Below are 16992 nucleotides of genomic sequence, written 5' to 3'. Positions count from 1 at the left end.
CGCGGCCTCCACAAGCCGCCGAGCATAAGGAGGCACAAAATAGCTCCAAACCGCCTCCACCCGAGCAACCCGAAAGTCGGGGGAGCGGGACGACAACCGCTGCGCGGACGGCTCACCCCGCTCATTGGCATCCTGCTGGTCGCGTTCAGCGCCAGACAGGCGGTTTCGGCGGTATCGCCACTCCTTGGTCCAATAGGCGGGGACCTATCCCTCGACGCCGTGACGACCGGCATCCTTGGAATGCTGCCGACCGCCGGCTTCGCAGCGATGGGCTTCCTGGCTGTTCCCCTGATCCGACGTACCCAGCCCGAACACCTGCTGCTGGTGTCAATCCTGCTGACAACACTCGGCCAGGTCGGACGCGCCCTGGGGTGGACTACCCTCGCCTTTTTGGTGTTCACCTGTGTCGCAATGCTGGGGATCGGCGTGGTAAATGTGGTGATTCCGCCGCTGCTGATGAAGTATTTCCCCGATAAAATCGGGGTCCTCCCTGCCCTCCACGTAACTCTCCTCGCCGTCAGCACTGCCGTGGCCGCCCAAGCGGCCATACCCTTGGCGGGTATGTATGGCTGGCGGTTCTCCATCGGCATCTGGGCGGTCATCAGCGCCGCCGCGGCCGTACCCTGGCTGATGGTCCTTGCGGTCAGGCGTCCGGCTGCCCGCGTCGAGAAGCCGCCCACCAGCGAAGTGCCGCCGCCCCGCACCAGCGTCATCAAGCCCTGGAGATCATCTCTTGGCTGGGGAACGGCACTGATCTTCGCGGGTTGCTCGAGCAACACGTTTGCGGCGCTGGCGTGGCTTCCGACTGTTCTTGTAGACAGAGGGATGAGTCCGGGAACGGCCGGATTCATGTTGGCGCTCTATTCCATCCTCGGCCTGCCCGTCGGCCTTATTGTGCCTTTTGCCGTGGTGAGGATGCCTCGCCCGCTTCCTGTCGCAATCCTGTTCGTCGTCACGTTCGCGGTCGGCTATGGAGGCATCATCTTTGCTCCGGTAACTTCTGCCGGGGTGTGGGTAGCCATCGCCGGGCTTGGTCAGGGCGCATACTCCTTCGCGTTTACCATGATCAATAAGCGAGCACGAACACAGACCGGGTCGGGGGTACTGTCCGGGTTCGCCCAGGGGATCGGCTACACCCTGGCAAGCCTTGGCCCATTCCTTTTTGGCCTCCTGCATCAGCCCGGAGACCACTGGCTGCCGTCGTTCGGCATGCTCGGAGCCTGGCTGCTCGTGCTTACCACGGGAGCCCTGATGATCAACAGACCGCGCGTGATTGAAGATGCACTAAGGACTTCGGGGCCCCAAACGCCGCATCTCAATACCGAGATACCTCTCGTCCACGACCGGAACCAGAAGGCTCCGAAAACCTGAGCTGAATAATCCTTGACAGACCCTGCTCCCGACCCTATGTTTATTGCAACCGATCTCAGCAACCGATCTCAGTCGCGCTGGTGAAAATGCAACCGATCTCAAAGGAGAGATGAATTGATCAAAGCTGCAAGTACTTTGACCGCCATTGCCGTCGCCGGGGCGCTGCTCACCGGCTGCTCAGGCAGTTCAGGCGACTCCGGCAACAACAACGACGACGGTCCCGTCACGTTGACGTACTGGGACTTCATGGACCCCAGCCAGAACAACCCACGGGCTGCGGCGCTGAAGCAAAACCTCGAGAACTTCCACAAGGAAAATCCCGACATCACAGTCCATCTCGACGGTTTCCTTCGGTGACATGATCAGCAGGCTCCCGCAGGCAGCAGCAGCGGGACAGACACCGGACGTCGTGAAGATGTTCGCCCCGGTTGTTCCCCAAATTGCTGCCGCGCAGGTCTATCAGCCGCTTCCTGAGGAGGCCAAGCAGATCACTGACTGGTTGCGCCCGGTGGACAAGCTGGCGGACAAGGATGGAAAGCAAGTAGCCGTCCCGTACGACTACCGTACGTGCACGCTCTATTACAACGACAAGATCCTCAAGCAGGTCGGCGCTGCCGTACCCACCACCTGGGACCAGGTCGCCGAGGTTGCTGGGAAAGCGGCGAAGGCCGGATTTACCGGGTTCGGGACGGGGTTCTCCGGGGTCGACAACTCAGCGATCATCTCGACCTTCTTCGATTGCTTCATGAGCGAGGTGGGGCAGGAGATCTCCAACCAGGACGGCAAGGCCAGCTTTAACACTGAAAAGGGTAAAGAATTCGCCGACTTCCTCGTGAAGCTCAAAAAAGCCGGCGGCATGCCACCGAGCGTTGTGGGGGACCAGTACTCAACGGTTGCGGACGGCCTCCAAAACGGCACTGTTGCCATGTCCGCCCTCGGAACGGAACGCCTCCTGACCCTGCAAAAGGCCAACCCGGACATCAAGTCGGCCACCCTGCCCAAAACCTCAAACGGCTCGGACACGGGATCGACGTTTGGCTGGACCCTTGGCATCGGCGCCGGAAGCAAGCATGCCAAGGCGGCTTGGAAGTTCATCCAATACATGACCGGCCCGAAAGCCGGGGCGCTCATGGCAACCGGGGGAGACGTACCCACCCGCTCGTCGACGTTCCAGGAGCCGTACTTCACCACTCCCGAGGCCAAGACCGTGCTGGACGTCAGTAACTTCGTCAAAGATCACAGCGAGCCACACACCTACCCGGACAACTGGATCGCGATTGCCGGTGGACTTGCCAACGCCGGACAGCAGCTGTACCTGAACAACTCGTCCGCCGACGATTTCATGAAAGCTGCCCAGGACGCAGCCAACAAATGAGCCCCCGACCGGACAGGACTAACCAGGTAAACCTGCCCCCAGGAAAGCGAATCCCATGTCAGTGACACAAGAACAACGCGCAGCGCGGAGCACCAAGCCCCGTCTCCGGCCGGCACGGAAGGACCGCGCAGTCTGGCTCTACGTCATCCCGGTCGTTGCTGTCTTCCTTTTCGTCTTCGTTGGGCCCCTCCTCTTCACAGCCTGGACGGCCTTCCACGACACCACGTACTACCAAATCAAGGACTTCTCGGGACTAAAGTCGTTCACCAAGCTTTTCACCGACAAGGACCTTCCCAAACAGATCGGCACCACCCTTGCCTTCTCGCTCGGGGCCCTCGCGATTGCCTTGCCACTCGGCTTTGCCTCAGCGGTGGTCCTGAATAAAATCATTCGCTTCAAGCGGACGGTGCGGAGTCTGTTCCTGCTTCCATGGCTGATGTCACAAGCCACCGTCGGCACCCTCTGGCTGTGGTTCCTCAACCCCACCTACGGCCCGGGGACAGCCATCACAAAAGCCCTTGGTTTCGGGCCCGCCGATGCGTTCTCCACACCGGGTTCTGCGCTGCTGGCACTAACACTCATCACCGCGTGGTGGTCCTATCCCCAGGCAATGGTCCTCTTCCTCGGGGCGCTTCAGACCGTACCAACCGAACTGTATGAGAGCCTGCGCGTTGACGGAGGGAACGTGTGGCAGGGATTCGTGAACATCACACTTCCCTTCCTTCGCAACACCATCGTTTCCGTCGTCGTCGTCCTCCTGATGCTGTATGTACAGATGGTAACCATCATCCTGGTCACCACCCGCGGCGGGCCCCTGGGCGGAACGGAAACGCTCTCCATGCGGGTGTTCAACAAGACGTTCCAGGACTTCGACCTCTCCGGTGCCTCCGCGGCAGCAATTTTGCTCTTCGCCATCAACATCGCCTTGACACTGGTAGCGATCCGCTTCCGACGGAAGGAAACCCTGTGACTGCCACCATTCCCGCACGCCGCCGACCCGGGCATATACTCCGCCGGCTACCCATCTGGGCAGTCGTCGCAGTCACGGCGGCCCTGGTGCTGCCTCCCGTCCTGTGGATCTTATCGACGTCCCTGAAAACCGATGCGAACACGGTCGCTTTCCCGCCCGTGTGGATACCGAACCCGTTCTCGTTCGACAGCTACGGCGGACTCTTCACCTCCACCAACGTCCGCTTCTTCCTGAACTCGCTGATCTACGCCATCGGTTCGATCATCCTCGCCCTGGCCGTCTGCGTTCCCGCAGCCTACGTCGCGACCCGATACCGGGGCCATCGCATGGAAAGCCTCATGACCGCAATCCTTGTGCTGTCCATGGTCCCCGGCGTCGTCGTCTTCATTGCGCTCTACTCCATGTTCGTGAAGACCGCGCTCATCAATACCTACCCTCTGCTGATCGTGGTCTACACCGGCATCATTTGCGGACAGACGATCCTGTTCCTGCGCAACTTCATCGAAAACATCCCAGTTGAGATTGAGGAAGCAGCAGCAATCGATGGATGCAGCCGACGCCAAATCCTTCTGCGCATCGTGCTGCCACTGATCCGCCCAGGCATCGCCGCCGTCGCGATCTTCATCTTCGTCTTCGTCTGGAACGACTTCCTCGTCGGGACCGTCCTGGCAACAACCGAAGACATGAAGACCGTGCAAAACGGCATCGTCCGCTACATCTCCACCGGCTACGGCAACTTCTGGGCCGCCTTCGGCGCCTTCGTCATCGTCGCATTCATACCTGTCCTGGCCATCTTCGCCGCCTTCCAACGCTGGTTCATCGCCGGCCTGACCTCCGGTGGTGTCAAGTCATGACCTCAGCAACACCAGCTCCGCGCGTCGCAGTCGTCGGGGCGGCCGGCTGGGCCGGCTCCCGACACGCACGAGCATTCGCCGCAGCAGGGGCCCACGTCACGGCTCTTGTAGAAAAGGACGACCGCGCCTACCCCCTCGCCCAGGAACTGGGCGCCGTGCTGGTAGCCAGCACCGAAGCGCTCCGCCCCGAGCACGCAGACCTCGTGGTCGTTGCCCTCCCGACAACCATTCAACCCGCCATCTGCGCTGACCTGCTGAACCGCGGCTTCCATGTGCTGACTGAAAAACCGGTCGCCGCAGACGCAGAAGGCGCGGCCGTCCTTGCCGCCGCGTCCGGTGTCAACGAGCGCCTGATGGTCGGATACACCCTCCACCAGCACCCGGCAGCAGCCCTCCTCTCTCGATGGGTGAGGAACAACGACGTGGTCGCCGTATCCGTACGCTCCGTAGCCCACAAACAGAACGTCGATTCCTGGCGAGCTGACCCAAAGGAGGGCGGCGTCGCCGTTGTAAACGGCATCCACGCCATCGAGTTGGTGTCATCCTGGTTCGACGGTGACCCAAAAGTCCTTGCCACAAGCTCCAGCAGCAGCCTATACGGCTCGCCGGTACCGGAGTACGTAGTCACCGCCCTCGAATTTCCCGCGGGAGCCGTGTTCCAGCTGCAGACCTACTGGTCTCCCTGGCAGGAGCCGCAAGGGCTCAACCAAGGGGACTGGAGTCTCACCATCGATGTACTCGCACGCAACGGCCGGATGCTGTGGTCCAACGACACCGTCCACGTCTGGAACCGGGACGGGAGCCACGACACAACGTCGTTCGCCCCCACCGACCTCTTCCTTCGCCAGGCAGAGGCGGCGCTCAAATTCCGCACCGGCGAAGGCCCCGCCGTTACGTTCAGCCAGGCTCTCCGGGCCACCGCAATCGCCGACGCGGTCCTGGCTGCAGATGCTTCGGACGCGGAGGACGTTGTCGCCCGATAGCATCACCAAACCTGAACAACGCGCGAGCGGCCCAACTGCACTACACCTAAGGAATTGAACATGAAGCGAGCAACTCACGCTTTCACCGCCGGGGACCCGCGGTGCACCTACGCCCATGGCAAGGAGAACAAATGAGCCTCAAAGACCAGGTGGTTCTTGTAACCGGATCCAGCGGCGGGATAGGCGATGCCGCCGTCAACACCCTCACAGCAGAAGGCGCCATCGTCGTAGGCGCTGACCGTTCCCCTAAAGAGGGCCAGAACCTCAAGGCGTTTTACCCCCTCGACATCACCTCCGACCAGCAATGCGCGGCTGCTATCCAAGACATCACAGCCAAATACGGCCGCATCGATGTCCTGATCCACGCAGCCGGGGTGCTCGGCCCCACCCCCGGCATCATGGAGACAACCACCGAGGAATTTGACTCCATCCTGAGGATCAACGCCACCGCCACCTTCACGATGGTGCGGGAGACCGCCAAGTCAATGCTCGAGACCGGCACTGCCGGTGCCATCGTGGTCCTATCGTCAGTTGCGGCCAAGGAATCACGGCTCAACTATCTGCCCTACAACGCGAGCAAGCTCGCTGTACTTCACATCATGTGGTCATTCGCTGAACTGCTCGGGCCCAACGGCATCTCCGTCAACGCCATCGCACCAGGCCCAGTAAATACACCCATGTGGGCACAATTCGCCAAGGATTCCGGACCGGATGCAGCCGCCAACCGCGCGAAGCGGGCAGCGCAACTTCCGATGCGGAGGTTCGCCGAACCCGACGAAGTCGCCCGCGCCATCCTTTTCCTCGCCGATCCCGACAACCGCTACATCACAGGAGTTTCCCTCGATGTGGCAGGCGGAGCACACCTGGGAATCGGAACCTAAGACTACCCTGCGGGGCTTCATACGTGCCGTCGCCCGATGCTCCCGGGCCTGGCTTACCCACCAACATCAACGCCTCAGGGCTGCCCTCATCGCGCGCACAGTATTCAACAATCGGAGACGAGTAGGGAGCCCTGACCCACCAAGGAGACACCTAAATGCGACACCATCACACCGCCCTGCACGTTACGGACATGGAACGCAGCGCGCGATTCTACGAGGACGGCCTCGGACTAACCCGCTTGGATGCATGAACCTCGGGACCATACATCGGCGAACTTTACGGCCGTCCCAACGTAAAGGTCAGAGCCATGCTTCTCACCACCAATGACGGAACCTTCCGGCTCGAACTTGCCCATGCCGAGCCTCTCCTGCCCGCAGTCGACCCATCAGATGCACAGCCAGGCACGGCACACCTTGCCTTCACAGACATTGACGTACGGCAGGTTTACGCCAAGATGACGGCCCTTGGTTACACGGCCGTATCCGAACCAGTTGCCCCGACCTCAGGCCCCATTGCCGGCGGGTGGCTCGTCTACCTCCTCGACCCAGACGGAAATCGGGTGGAGCTCATTCAAGCACCAGACTGGCAAAGTGCTGACCAGACATAAAATCCTCCTGCTGCAATCGGATTCCTGGCCTGGCACCATATTGTGGCATCAGGGGTCCGATGCTGCTCGCTAAAGTCCCCCGGTCTGTAGAAGGACCTGAGAACCCAAAACGAACATGGGGCCCGACTCCTCCACGGCCCCTGCCCGACGGCGGGAGACTCAGTCCGCGGCCGCGACCCCAAGGTCCGCGGCGTGGCTGCTGATGGCGCGGGCCAGGTCGATGTCGCGGCTGGTGATCCCGCCGACATCGTGGCTCGAGAGCGTGACGCCGACCTCGGGGTAGGTGAGCGTGAGGTCGGGGTGGTGGTTGGCCTCCTCGGCGGAGGCGCCGATGCGGTTCACGAGCTCCAGGCCGGTGGAGAACTTCCGGGTCCTGAATGTGGCGGCGAGGGCCCCACCGGTCACGCGCCAGCCGGTAAGCCCGGCCTCGGCGATCTCGGCGGCGGACAGCTTCCATTGGGGATCAGTCATGGTGCCATCATGGCTCCGGAGGGGCGCCGTGGACTACCCCTGCAGGCACCACGCCTCCCAGTGTGATGGCCGGCTGGCAACTTCGGTAAAGCTCCGCACCGTGTAGGGATGACGCTGTCACGCCCTGGCAGGTGAGGGATTGGCCCGGCGGCGGTGATCAACCGCATGAATTCGCCCCAGGAAACGACGGACCGAGTTCGGGGAATTGCCCCCCAAAGGAGTGTGTGGACAATGTCCACACTTTTCGTAGCAGAGTGCCTCGTACCACCCACGAACTGCTCCGGATTCTGGATGTTTTCGCCGGTTCCCAATGTTTGCAAGGGTTTGAATATAGTTCGAGTCCCACCTCGGGCACAGCAAGTCCCCTCGTCGGAGGGGCTTTCTGCTTAACCTGTTCAGATACTTTGAGTGTCGTCGCTCTGGCCCGCCGTGCCCTCCCGAGATGATGCACCCCACTGCGTGGACCACCGCTATTTGCTGGCGCCGGCGGTGAGGCCTTCTCGCAGGGTTCGTTGGCCGAAGATGAACACGACCAGTGCCGGCAGCATGGACAGGATCACGCCGGCGAGGACCACCGAGATGCTCCCGGTGCCGAGGTTGCCCTGGAGCGTGACCAGGCCGAGGGGAAGGGTGAAATTCTGTTCGCTGATGGTGAGGATCAGTGGCCGGAAGAACTCGTTCCAATGGAAGTTGAAGGCGAGGATCCCGACGATCGCCATGCCGGGGACCGCCAGGGGGACGTAGACCGAACGGAAGATCCGCCACGGCCCGGCACCGTCCAGGGCTGCTGCTTCGGCGAAGTCGTTCGGCAGGCCAAGGAAGTACTGGCGCATCAGGAAGGTGCCGAATGCTGTGGGAATGGCCGGCAGGATCAGGGCCAGCAGGGTGTCGGACAGGCCCATTCCACGGATCAGCATGAACACCGGGACGATGGTGACCTGCACCGGGACCATCATGGTGGCCAGCACCAGCGAGAAGATGGCGTTCTTACCGCGGAAGTCCAGGCGGGCGAAGGCGTAGCCGGCCAGGGTGGCCGACGCCATCTGGCCAAGTGCGATCAGGCCGGTCACCAGGGCGCTGTTCAGGACCAGGAGGCCGACGTTGATCTGCTTGAACACTTCCTGGTAGGCCGTGAAGTCAGGGTTGATGGGCAGGAAGGAGGGCGGCAGGTTGAACGATTCCGACGGCGTGCGCAGCGAGGTGGACAAGGTCCACAGGACAGGGCCGAGGGTCAGCGCCGCTGCCACGGCCAAGGCTGCGTATCTGCCGACAGTGCCGGCTGATGGCAAGCGGCGGGGCGTACGGGTGGCGGGCGGTTCGGCGGTGGAACCGGAAGGCAAGCCGGTCCCGGTGTGCAGGGTCTGGCTGGACATGGCGGACCTCACTGGTAGAAGACGAAGCGGCGGCTAAGGCGGAACTGCAGGGCGGTGACGGCAAGGATCAGCACGGTGAGTACCAGGCCGATGGCGGAGGCTTTGCCGAACTCCAGTTGCTGGAAGGCGGATTCGAAGATGACCATGACGGCGGTCCGGGTGGAGTCGCCGGGGCCGCCGTTGGTCAGGACATAGGGCTGGTCGAAGACCTGCAGGGCGCTGATGATGGCCATGACGGACGCCACGAGCACAGTCGGGCTGATCAGCGGAAGGGTCACGTTGCTGAACTGTTTCCAGCCCGTGGCACCATCCAGGTTCGCTGCTTCATGCAGTTCTTTCGGGATATTGGTCAGGGCGCCGAGAAAGAGCAGGAATGAGAACCCGAAGTTCTGCCACACGTAGACCAGGACGACGACGGCGGCGGACGCCGCAGGGCTTGTCAGCCACGGCACAGCGGGGATCCCGACGAGCGACAGGAGCCAATTCACCACGCCGAATTGTTCGTTGAACATGCACCGCATGAAGATGGACACCGACGCGGCGGACAGGACCAGGGGAAAGAAGAAGGTGGAACGGAGGAATACCCTCAGCCAGGAGGGCATCCTGGCCTGAAGCATGGAGGCCAGGCCAAGGGCGATGCCGAGTTGAAGGACTACCGCCACAATCACAAACCCGATGGTGTTCAGGAAGGACACGCGGACGGTGGGGTCCTGTGCCAGTGAGGCGAAATTGGCGAACCCGACGAACTGCGGTGCCGAAACGATGTCCCAGCGGAAGAACGCGAGGACCAGCGAAGCAATGATCGGCAGGAAGGTGAAAAGGGCCATCCCGATCACCGTAGGAGCAAGGAAAATCCTTGCAAGCCACCGCTCGACAAACGACCGGCGCACGGCCGGTGGCTTCACTGGTGGCCGCGGGACGGTGGACGTGGTGGTCATGAATTCCTCCTCAGGGCCAGTTCGAGGTCACGTTGAAGGTTGCCCATCGCGGCCCGTACATCGGCGGAGCTCGCCGCTGACCGCGGTGGAGACGTTCTTCATCAGGGCAGTTTCGACGGCCGCCTGCTGCGGCGGGGCGGGGATCGGACCGGAGGTGGGGAACCTGTCCAGGGTGTCGTAGAAGACTTTCCAGTGCCGCGGCCCGGTGGCGGCGTAGAAGGACTCGTTGACCATCGAACGGCGTGTGGGGGTGGTGTTCGGTTTGGGAATGGCCAGCTGCATCGCTTGGCGGCTGGAGCAGAACTTCACCCATTCCCAGGCCGCGTCCTTGTCTTTCGCGGTGCGCATGATCGCGTAGCCGGCAGCACCGAACTGGTGCCGCTGGGTCCGCCAGCGCGGGAAGAACTGCACGTCGAACTGATCGGCGGTCATCCCGGCCTCGTGCAGGCCCTGCGCCCAATAGCCACCGGCCGGCGTCGTGCCGATGCGGTTGTTGCCGAACAGGCCCACCAGGGCGTTGCCGCCACCTGATTCGGGACGTACGCCGAGTCCTTCGGCTACGAGCTCGCGCAGGTAGTCGAAGGTTTCAATGACGCGCCCGTCCTCGGCGTTGGGGGCCAGCCACTGGTACCCGCCACCACGGGTGCCGCGGGCAGGGTCGGTGGGGTAGAAGCGGTCCCAGAGCCAGTCCCCGCCGGGCGCCTTCGTTTCGGACAGGAAGCTGGTGTCATTGGCGTAAAGCCACGGGACCACCCCGCCGAAAAGCCGGTTGGTCCAGTAGTACGGGGTGAAATCGGAGGGGCGGGCTTTACGCAGGGCCCGTAGGGTGGAGCTGAAGTCGTCCTTGGTCCAGTCGTCCCTCGGCCGGTCAAGGCCGGCCTGCGCGAAGGTGGTGGTATTCAGGTACATGTTCGCCGCGTTCCAGTCCAGGGGAAGCTGGTACAGGCTTCCCTGGTACATGAAGGCTTCCAGCAGGCTCGGATGAACGTCATTAAAGTAGTCGCTCATCGCCGCGGCGTCCCGGCGGACATATCCATCCAGAGGCTCGGCCAGCTTGTCGGCGAACAACTGGGCGCCTTCGGTGGCGACATAGACCACATCCGGTGGCGTTCCCGCGGCCACCATGGTCAGGATCTTGGAAAAGAAGTCCTTCCAGTCCGCACCCTGAATCGCCTGCAGCCGCACTGGGATGTCGGGATGGGCGGTGGTGAAAGCCTGGATCAGGCCCTGGCGTCCCGCCGCATCCGCTGCCGTTCCCAGAATGGCGATGTTCAGGGCCTTGCTGCCGCGGCCCGGAATGTCGGCGCCGGTAAGTCGGGGCCAGGCCCCCACAGTGGCCCCCGCCACGGCGAGCCCGCCCAGGCCCAGCATGGAACGCCGGGTGAGTTGCGCAAACCTGCTGCTGGACCGCAGCGAATGCGCAGGGGCTTGGTGCTCCGGTGTCTTCTCAGACGTCATTGTTGGCTCCTCCTAACAGGGTAGACGGCGTCCTTTACGTTTGTTGCCCGCGGGGTCGTTTTGTTTATGCCTGGTCGCATGCGAAAGCCCGTGGTGCGGAGGCGTGTGCTTCGACAGCAGCTGTCAGTTCGTCAAGGGTGGGTGGGTTGGCCCCGGCGCGCTGCACGGTGATGGCCGCTGCTGCGGCTGCCGTGCGTCCCAGTTGCTCCATGACGGCGGGGGCAAAGCCCCCGGCGCCGCGGGTGAGCAGGCCCAGGATCAGTGCGGCCATGTAGGAGTCGCCGGCGCCGATGGTGTCCGCCACCGTCGCTTTGACGGCGGGAATGGTGATGCTCGCGGACGGCGAGGTGAATTGGGAGCCGGCAGCACCTTTGGTTATCACCGCCAGCTTGGCGCCCAGGCGGAGGATGTGCTCAGCGGTTTCTTCCAGTGTTTTCGCGGGGTAGAGCCACTGGGCGTCCTCGTCGCTGAGTTTAACGACGTCGGTCAGTGCGCCGATTGCTTCGAAGGTTGCCTTCGCTTCGGCGTGGCTGCCAAGCAGCGATGGCCTGATGTTCGGGTCGTAGGTGATGGTGCAATGCTTGTGGGCTTGTTCGAGCAGGCTTTTGACGGCACCGGCCCCGGGGTTGAGGAAGGTGGCGATGGAACCGGTGTGCAGGACTTGGGGGAAACAGGCAGGCGTTGCTCGTGGCAGCTGCCAGCGGATGTCGAAGTCGTATGCGGCGGATCCGTCGGGTCCGAGGGTTGCGGTCGCTGTTGCGGTGCGGGTGAGGGATTTTGATCCAGGCAGAAGTGTTACCCCTGCCCGGTGGAGGTGGTTCTCGATAGTTCTTCCCCGCTCATCGGGTGCAATGGCCGTGAGCAAGCCCGTGGTGACCCCCAGGAGACCGAGGCCATAGGCGACATTGGCGGGCGATCCGCCAGGATGCTCAACCTGGCTGTCCGGGGCGGTGACCACATCGATCAGCGCTTCGCCGACAACGACGGCGTCAAATGGCTGCTGGGCGTCTGGGCAGGCTGCTTTGAGGTAATCCATATTTTTCTCTCGGGCAGTGTTGATTGGGGAGCGGCTAAGTCGTCGCGTTGATCTCGTTGATCGTGAGGTCACTGAAGGTGGCCGTTCCATCGTTGGCGTAGAGCCGGATGTTGTTGTCACCTTCCAGGGGAAACACCCGGTGTGAGTGCACCACCCGTCCGTCTCCGACGAACATTTCGACGCTGGTCCGGTCCACCAGGAGACGGAGTGTAAGGCGCCCTGCCGAGGGATCGATGGGTGTCTGGCTTTCCCCGCCGGTGGGGTTGATGGTGGGCCGCCGGTTGACGTAAGCGAAGGGGCCGCGGAGGAATGCACCGGCGGCGACGTGCCGGCCCCCACCGGCTGCACGGCAGACCTCAAGGCCGATGTTGGACGGAGGGGCCGCCGGGTCCCATACAAGTTCACAGGTCAGGTCATAGGCCAGTGAACTGATATCGAGGTCATGGGTTCCCGTGACCTCGACGTCCCCGAGGCGGTGGGTGCGTTCGATGTGGTTGGCCAGGCCGGTGGTGGGGGTCGAGAGGAGGCTGTAGCTTCCGCCTGCCTTCTTGAGCCGGATGTCGCGCACGATCATGTCATCACCGTTGTACGCGTCGGTCGCCAGGGTGGGGGTGTTGTGGGGGTAGTCCCAGAAGTTCGCCCAGCCAAGCGCCCTGCGCAGGGTGGCATCCTCCGCGCCGGAGGCGTCGTGGTGGGGGTAAGTCACTGCTCCGTAGAAGTCATAGCCGTAGTCCAGCCACTCCGGCTCGGCATGGTCTGGAGCAAACGTGATTCCGTTGAAGGCTCCTGTCCAATAGGCGTATGTTGCCGGCAGTCCTCGGCCTTTGCCGTTGGCGCTGGTGCCCAGGATCCAGTGCGAAGTACCGTCGTCGGCGGTCATGCGGAAAAGGTCCGGGCACTCCAGCAACCCAAGGTCCGTCCGGACGAACTCGCCGACCCGCCGCCAGGAACGCAGGTTGGCAGATGTGTAGAAGCCGAGCTTCTGCCCTTCGGCGTTGACCATGAACCACTGCCTGCGGTCTTCGTCCCAGATGACTTTCGGGTCGCGGAAGTCCTGCACGCCTGGGTTTGGAAGTACCGGCGCCGTCCCACCAGGTTTGAACGAACGCCCACGGTCAGTTGAGTACCAGAGGTATTGCGCCTGGCGGCCTTGGGGTGCCTGGGTCACGAGGGCTATGACGGCGTTTTCACCGTAGCCGGCAGTGTTTCGTTCGTCGATGACAAGGCAGCCTGACCAGCAGTCGCCGTTGCCGTTGCTGAACTTGGGGATGGCCACGCCACGGTCGCGGAAGGAGACGTGGTCGGTGGTGGTGGCACGGCGCCACGATGTGCCGCCGCCGCCCTGGAGGTAATCGGCGTTGTAGAGGTAGTAGTAGTGGTATTCGCCGTCGATGTAGATGGGCCGCTGGGGGTCGTTCTTCCAGTTGTCGGGGACGCTGAAGTGATAGGTCGGGCGCATACGGGTTGGTCCTTTGTAGGGCGGCTTGGCCGGTGCGTTGTCTGGGGCGTTCAGGCGTGCCGCTGCCGCTGACTGGGCGAATGGTGTTGCTAGTGCGAGCGATCCGGTGAGGGCAGCGGCCCCGCTTCCGGTCAGGAGGGCACGCCGGGATACGGCGGGTGAATCTTCCATCAGTTACCTTTCGGCGGGCAGCGACGGTGCTGCCAGGGCGTGAATGTTGATGTTTGGACGTGGAAACGGGAACGTCAGTCTCCAGGCTCCGGTTCTGTCGCCAATGCATGGCCGCCGGCGCCGGCGCGCGGGCGGTAGAGGTGGCAGCGGACCCAGTGGCGGTTCAGGGGGTCGCCCACCTGGTGCCGGACGGGTTCCTTGGATGAGCAGCGCTGCCCCGGGTCGTTCTCAAAGGCGCAGCCGGCGGAAGCCATGACGGCTTGCCGGAGCTGGGCGCGGTGGATGGGGTCGTAGGATCCGGCCCGCGCCGGGTCGGGGACGGCTGAGACGAGCAATTGGGTGTAGGGGTGGGCCGGGTTGGCCAGCAGGTCCAGTGATTCACCTTCTTCCACGATTTCGCCGGCGAACATGACGGCCGTCCGGTCCGCCAGGTACCGGGCGGAGGCGAGGTCGTGGGTGATGTAGAGCATGGAAATGCCCTGCTCATCGCGCAGTTTCCGCATCAGGTTCAGCACGCCGATGCGGACCGAAACGTCCAGCATGGAAGTCGGTTCGTCGGCGAGGATGACGTTTGGCTCCACGGCCAGGGCCCGCGCGATCGCGACCCGTTGACGTTGCCCGCCGGAGAGCTCATGGGGGTAGGAGTCGAGCATGTCGGCCTGAAGCCCGACGGTGGTCATGAGCTCTTCGAGACGGCGCCTGGTCTGCTCTTCGGAACCGCGTTGGCGGGTGCCGCCTTTGCCGTGGATGGTGAGGGACCGGCGGAGGAAGTGCTCGATTCGGTGGGCGGGATTCAGTGAGCCAAAGGGGTCCTGGAAGACCATTTGCAGCTGGGACCGGAACTCCCGTGAGGCCTGGAAACGGTCACGTTTGAGTACGTCGACCCCGTCGACCAGGATGGCCCCTTCGCTCGGTTTCTCGAGCCGGGCGACACAGCGGGCCAGGGTGCTCTTGCCTGAACCGGATTCGCCGACCAGTGCCACGATCTCTCCGCGACCGATGGTCAGGTCGACACCGTGGAGCGCCCGGACCGCCTGGCTGGAGAACAGGCCGCCGATGTGGAAGGACTTACCAAGTCCGCGCACCTCCAGGGCAGGAGTCAGGGACGAACATCCGGCCGTGCCGGGGAGTGGACGGCGTGGCTCATTGTGCTGCTCCTTCAAGGACGGCGGCTTCGGCGTCGGCATCAAACGGTGCCACGAAGTGGCCGGGCGCAATTTCGGCGAGGTCCGGGATGTTCCGGAACTTCACGCCGTCGGGCAGGCCCTTAGCGGGATCCGCGGGCCGGTGAGCGGCGGGAACGCGCCCATGAGGGCTTGGGTGTAGGGGTGTCCTGGGGCGGTGTAGATGTCGTGGGCTTTGGCCGTTTCCACGATCCGGCCGCCGTACATGACGGCCATCCGGTGGGAGAGTTCCACCATCAAGGACATGTCGTGCGTGATGAAGAGGACGGAGAAGCCCAGTTCGCGCTGCAGATCCTTGATCTGGGCCATGATCTCCTGTTGCACCACCACGTCCAGTGCGGTGGTGGGCTCGTCAAGGATCAGCAGTGACGGCTTCAGGGCGACAGCCATGGCGATGACGGCGCGTTGCCGCATGCCGCCGGAGAGTTGATGCGGGTACGACTTGAGGCGGGCGGGGTCCATGCGGACCAGTTCCAGCAGCTGCGCCGCGCGTCGAAGGGATTCTTTGCGCGGGTAGCCGGCGTGGGTGGTGAAGATGTCAGCCATCTGTTCCCCGATGGTGAGCACGGGGTTCAGCGAGTTCATGGCGGACTGGAACACCATGGCGACGTCCTGCCAGCGGAAACGGCGCAGCTCGTCCTGGTTCATGGCGAGGACGTCCTTGCCGCCGAAGGAGATGCTGCCGGCGGCGATCTTCGCCGGGTCCTTGAGCAGCCGCATGATGGAGTTGGCGATGGTTGATTTTCCGCAACCGGATTCGCCGGCCAGCCCGAAGACCTCACCGGCGCCGATGCTGAAGGAGACGTCGTTCACGGCCGTGGTCGAGCGGGAGTCGCCGACGTATTTGACGGTGAGGTTCTTGACGTCGAGGACCGGTTCATGGGAGCCGAAGGAGGTTTGGGAGACGGTCACTGTGCGGCGCCCCTTTCGGTGGTGGCGGGTTTGCGGATCTTCCTCAGCCGGGGGTTGGTTACTTCGTCGACGGCGTAGTTGATGAGGGCCAGGGCGAATGCGACCAGGGCGATGCAGAGGCCGGAGGGGATGAAGACCCACCAGCTTCCGGTGAGCAGGGCGCCTTCGTTTCCGGCCCAGAAGAGGTTGTTGCCCCAGGAGACAGTGCTGACGTCACCCAGTCCAAGGAATTCGAGGCCGGCCTGGGCCCCGATGCCGTAGATGACGCAGGCGAGCAGTGTTCCCATCACGATCGATGCCATGTTCGGCAGGATTTCGCGGAACATGATGCGGCCGGCGCGCTCACCGGAGACGACGGCGGCAGCGACGAAGTCCTTGGATCGGATGGACAGGGCCTGTGCCCGGAGTACGCGCGCTGATCCGGCCCATCCCGTGACGGTGAGGACCAGGATGACCGTGCCCAGCCCCGGGGGCAGGAAGGCGGCCAGGATGACGAGCAGCGGCAGGCCGGGAAGGAGGAGGAAGACGTTGGTCAGCAGCGACAGTGCTTCGTCGATGAATTTGCCGAAATAGGCTGATGCCAGGCCAACGAGGATTCCGATGAAGGTGGATGCGAACCCGACGGTAAGCCCTACGAGCAGGGAGCTTCGGGCGCCGTGGATGGTCAGGGCGAGCACGTCCTGGCCCTTGGCGGTGGTTCCGAGCCAGTGTTCGCTGTCTGGTTCCAGTGAGGCCATCCCGGTGATCCGGGAGGGGTCGTCCGGGAACAGTACCGGCGCGGCCAGGGAGAGGACGATGAAGACGAGCATGATGGCCATGCCGGTCATGGCCTTCTTGTTGGTGATGAGTCCGTGGATGAATCCACGGTTGGTTTTGCGGGCAGCTTTTGCTTCAGTTGGCTGCTGGAGGATAACGCTGGTCATGGTCGGTCCCTTGGTTACTGGGTAC

General features: G+C 63.2%; 14 protein-coding genes and 3 pseudogenes. 8 read left to right on the top strand and 9 right to left on the bottom strand.

Features of this window, described 5'->3' with window-relative positions:
* Positions 1 to 39 precede the first annotated feature (39 nt).
* The 8 genes and pseudogenes from ACX5I6_RS15935 to ACX5I6_RS15900 all read left to right on the top strand — a co-directional run bounded on the left by ACX5I6_RS15935 (position 40) and on the right by ACX5I6_RS15900 (position 7042).
* Positions 40 to 1371, top strand: coding sequence for an MFS transporter (locus tag ACX5I6_RS15935; RefSeq protein WP_461841735.1), 1332 nt, complete (start codon positions 40 to 42; stop codon positions 1369 to 1371).
* Between the two features lie 114 nt (positions 1372 to 1485).
* Positions 1486 to 1728, top strand: a complete 243-nt coding sequence (locus ACX5I6_RS15930) for a hypothetical protein (RefSeq protein WP_461841106.1) — start codon at positions 1486 to 1488, stop codon at positions 1726 to 1728.
* 1 nt (position 1729) lies between these two features.
* Positions 1730 to 2746, top strand: a complete 1017-nt coding sequence (locus ACX5I6_RS15925; RefSeq protein WP_461841105.1) for an ABC transporter substrate-binding protein — start codon at positions 1730 to 1732, stop codon at positions 2744 to 2746.
* Positions 2747 to 2801: 55 nt separating this feature from the next.
* Entirely contained in the window at positions 2802 to 3716 is a 915-nt protein-coding gene (locus tag ACX5I6_RS15920; protein WP_223994971.1) for a carbohydrate ABC transporter permease, read from the top strand.
* Positions 3713 to 4570, top strand: a complete 858-nt coding sequence (locus ACX5I6_RS15915; protein WP_223994973.1) for a carbohydrate ABC transporter permease — start codon at positions 3713 to 3715, stop codon at positions 4568 to 4570. The genes ACX5I6_RS15920 and ACX5I6_RS15915 overlap by 4 nt, the downstream gene beginning before the upstream one ends.
* Entirely contained in the window at positions 4567 to 5553 is a 987-nt protein-coding gene (locus ACX5I6_RS15910; protein ID WP_461841104.1) for a Gfo/Idh/MocA family protein, read from the top strand. The genes ACX5I6_RS15915 and ACX5I6_RS15910 overlap by 4 nt, the downstream gene beginning before the upstream one ends.
* Positions 5554 to 5684: 131 nt before the next feature.
* On the top strand, positions 5685 to 6434 hold the full coding sequence (locus tag ACX5I6_RS15905) for an SDR family NAD(P)-dependent oxidoreductase (RefSeq protein ID WP_223994975.1): 750 nt from the start codon (positions 5685 to 5687) through the stop codon (positions 6432 to 6434).
* A gap of 155 nt (positions 6435 to 6589) precedes the next feature.
* Positions 6590 to 7042 (top strand): annotated as a pseudogene (locus tag ACX5I6_RS15900) (VOC family protein).
* A 159-nt stretch (positions 7043 to 7201) separates the two neighbouring features.
* Here the strand turns inward: ACX5I6_RS15900 and ACX5I6_RS15895 are convergent.
* The 9 genes and pseudogenes from ACX5I6_RS15895 to ACX5I6_RS15855 all read right to left on the bottom strand — a co-directional run bounded on the left by ACX5I6_RS15895 (position 7202) and on the right by ACX5I6_RS15855 (position 16967).
* Positions 7202 to 7513, bottom strand: coding sequence for a 4a-hydroxytetrahydrobiopterin dehydratase (locus tag ACX5I6_RS15895; protein WP_223994978.1), 312 nt, complete (start codon positions 7511 to 7513; stop codon positions 7202 to 7204).
* 470 nt (positions 7514 to 7983) lie between these two features.
* The gene (locus ACX5I6_RS15890) at positions 7984 to 8886 is read right to left on the bottom strand and encodes a carbohydrate ABC transporter permease (RefSeq protein ID WP_133832852.1); all 903 of its coding nucleotides are present in this window, start codon (positions 8884 to 8886) and stop codon (positions 7984 to 7986) included.
* 8 nt (positions 8887 to 8894) lie between these two features.
* A complete protein-coding gene (locus ACX5I6_RS15885) occupies positions 8895 to 9824 on the bottom strand; it encodes a carbohydrate ABC transporter permease (protein WP_461841103.1) in 930 nt (309 codons plus the stop codon).
* Positions 9821 to 11282 (bottom strand): annotated as a pseudogene (locus tag ACX5I6_RS15880) (extracellular solute-binding protein). Before ACX5I6_RS15880 ends, ACX5I6_RS15885 begins: the two are co-directional and overlap by 4 nt.
* A gap of 64 nt (positions 11283 to 11346) precedes the next feature.
* Positions 11347 to 12318, bottom strand: a complete 972-nt coding sequence (locus tag ACX5I6_RS15875; protein ID WP_018763811.1) for a PfkB family carbohydrate kinase — start codon at positions 12316 to 12318, stop codon at positions 11347 to 11349.
* A 34-nt stretch (positions 12319 to 12352) separates the two neighbouring features.
* A complete protein-coding gene (locus ACX5I6_RS15870; protein ID WP_243835580.1) occupies positions 12353 to 13948 on the bottom strand; it encodes a glycoside hydrolase family 32 protein in 1596 nt (531 codons plus the stop codon).
* Positions 13949 to 14022: 74 nt separating this feature from the next.
* Complete coding sequence (locus ACX5I6_RS15865) at positions 14023 to 15111, bottom strand: ABC transporter ATP-binding protein (protein WP_461841102.1); 1089 nt, start codon at positions 15109 to 15111, stop codon at positions 14023 to 14025.
* Positions 15092 to 16044 (bottom strand): annotated as a pseudogene (locus ACX5I6_RS15860) (ABC transporter ATP-binding protein). Before ACX5I6_RS15860 ends, ACX5I6_RS15865 begins: the two are co-directional and overlap by 20 nt.
* Positions 16041 to 16967, bottom strand: a complete 927-nt coding sequence (locus ACX5I6_RS15855) for an ABC transporter permease (protein WP_133832848.1) — start codon at positions 16965 to 16967, stop codon at positions 16041 to 16043. The pseudogene ACX5I6_RS15860 and the gene ACX5I6_RS15855 overlap by 4 nt, the downstream one beginning before the upstream one ends.
* Positions 16968 to 16992 lie beyond the last annotated feature (25 nt).

The organism is Arthrobacter sp. MMS24-T111 (assembly GCF_054888995.1).
Note: the sequence above shows the minus strand (reverse complement) of the source record. Positions and strands in the feature narration are given on the sequence as shown.

Coding starts and splice junctions, on each gene's coding strand:
- ACX5I6_RS15870 (WP_243835580.1), bottom strand. CDS start 13,948: ATGGAAGATTCACCCGCCGTATCCCGGCGTGCCCTCCTGACCGGAAGC.
- ACX5I6_RS15905 (WP_223994975.1), top strand. CDS start 5,685: ATGAGCCTCAAAGACCAGGTGGTTCTTGTAACCGGATCCAGCGGCGGG.
- ACX5I6_RS15855 (WP_133832848.1), bottom strand. CDS start 16,967: ATGACCAGCGTTATCCTCCAGCAGCCAACTGAAGCAAAAGCTGCCCGC.
- ACX5I6_RS15925 (WP_461841105.1), top strand. CDS start 1,730: ATGATCAGCAGGCTCCCGCAGGCAGCAGCAGCGGGACAGACACCGGAC.
- ACX5I6_RS15910 (WP_461841104.1), top strand. CDS start 4,567: ATGACCTCAGCAACACCAGCTCCGCGCGTCGCAGTCGTCGGGGCGGCC.
- ACX5I6_RS15885 (WP_461841103.1), bottom strand. CDS start 9,824: ATGACCACCACGTCCACCGTCCCGCGGCCACCAGTGAAGCCACCGGCC.
- ACX5I6_RS15875 (WP_018763811.1), bottom strand. CDS start 12,318: ATGGATTACCTCAAAGCAGCCTGCCCAGACGCCCAGCAGCCATTTGAC.
- ACX5I6_RS15895 (WP_223994978.1), bottom strand. CDS start 7,513: ATGACTGATCCCCAATGGAAGCTGTCCGCCGCCGAGATCGCCGAGGCC.
- ACX5I6_RS15890 (WP_133832852.1), bottom strand. CDS start 8,886: ATGTCCAGCCAGACCCTGCACACCGGGACCGGCTTGCCTTCCGGTTCC.
- ACX5I6_RS15920 (WP_223994971.1), top strand. CDS start 2,802: ATGTCAGTGACACAAGAACAACGCGCAGCGCGGAGCACCAAGCCCCGT.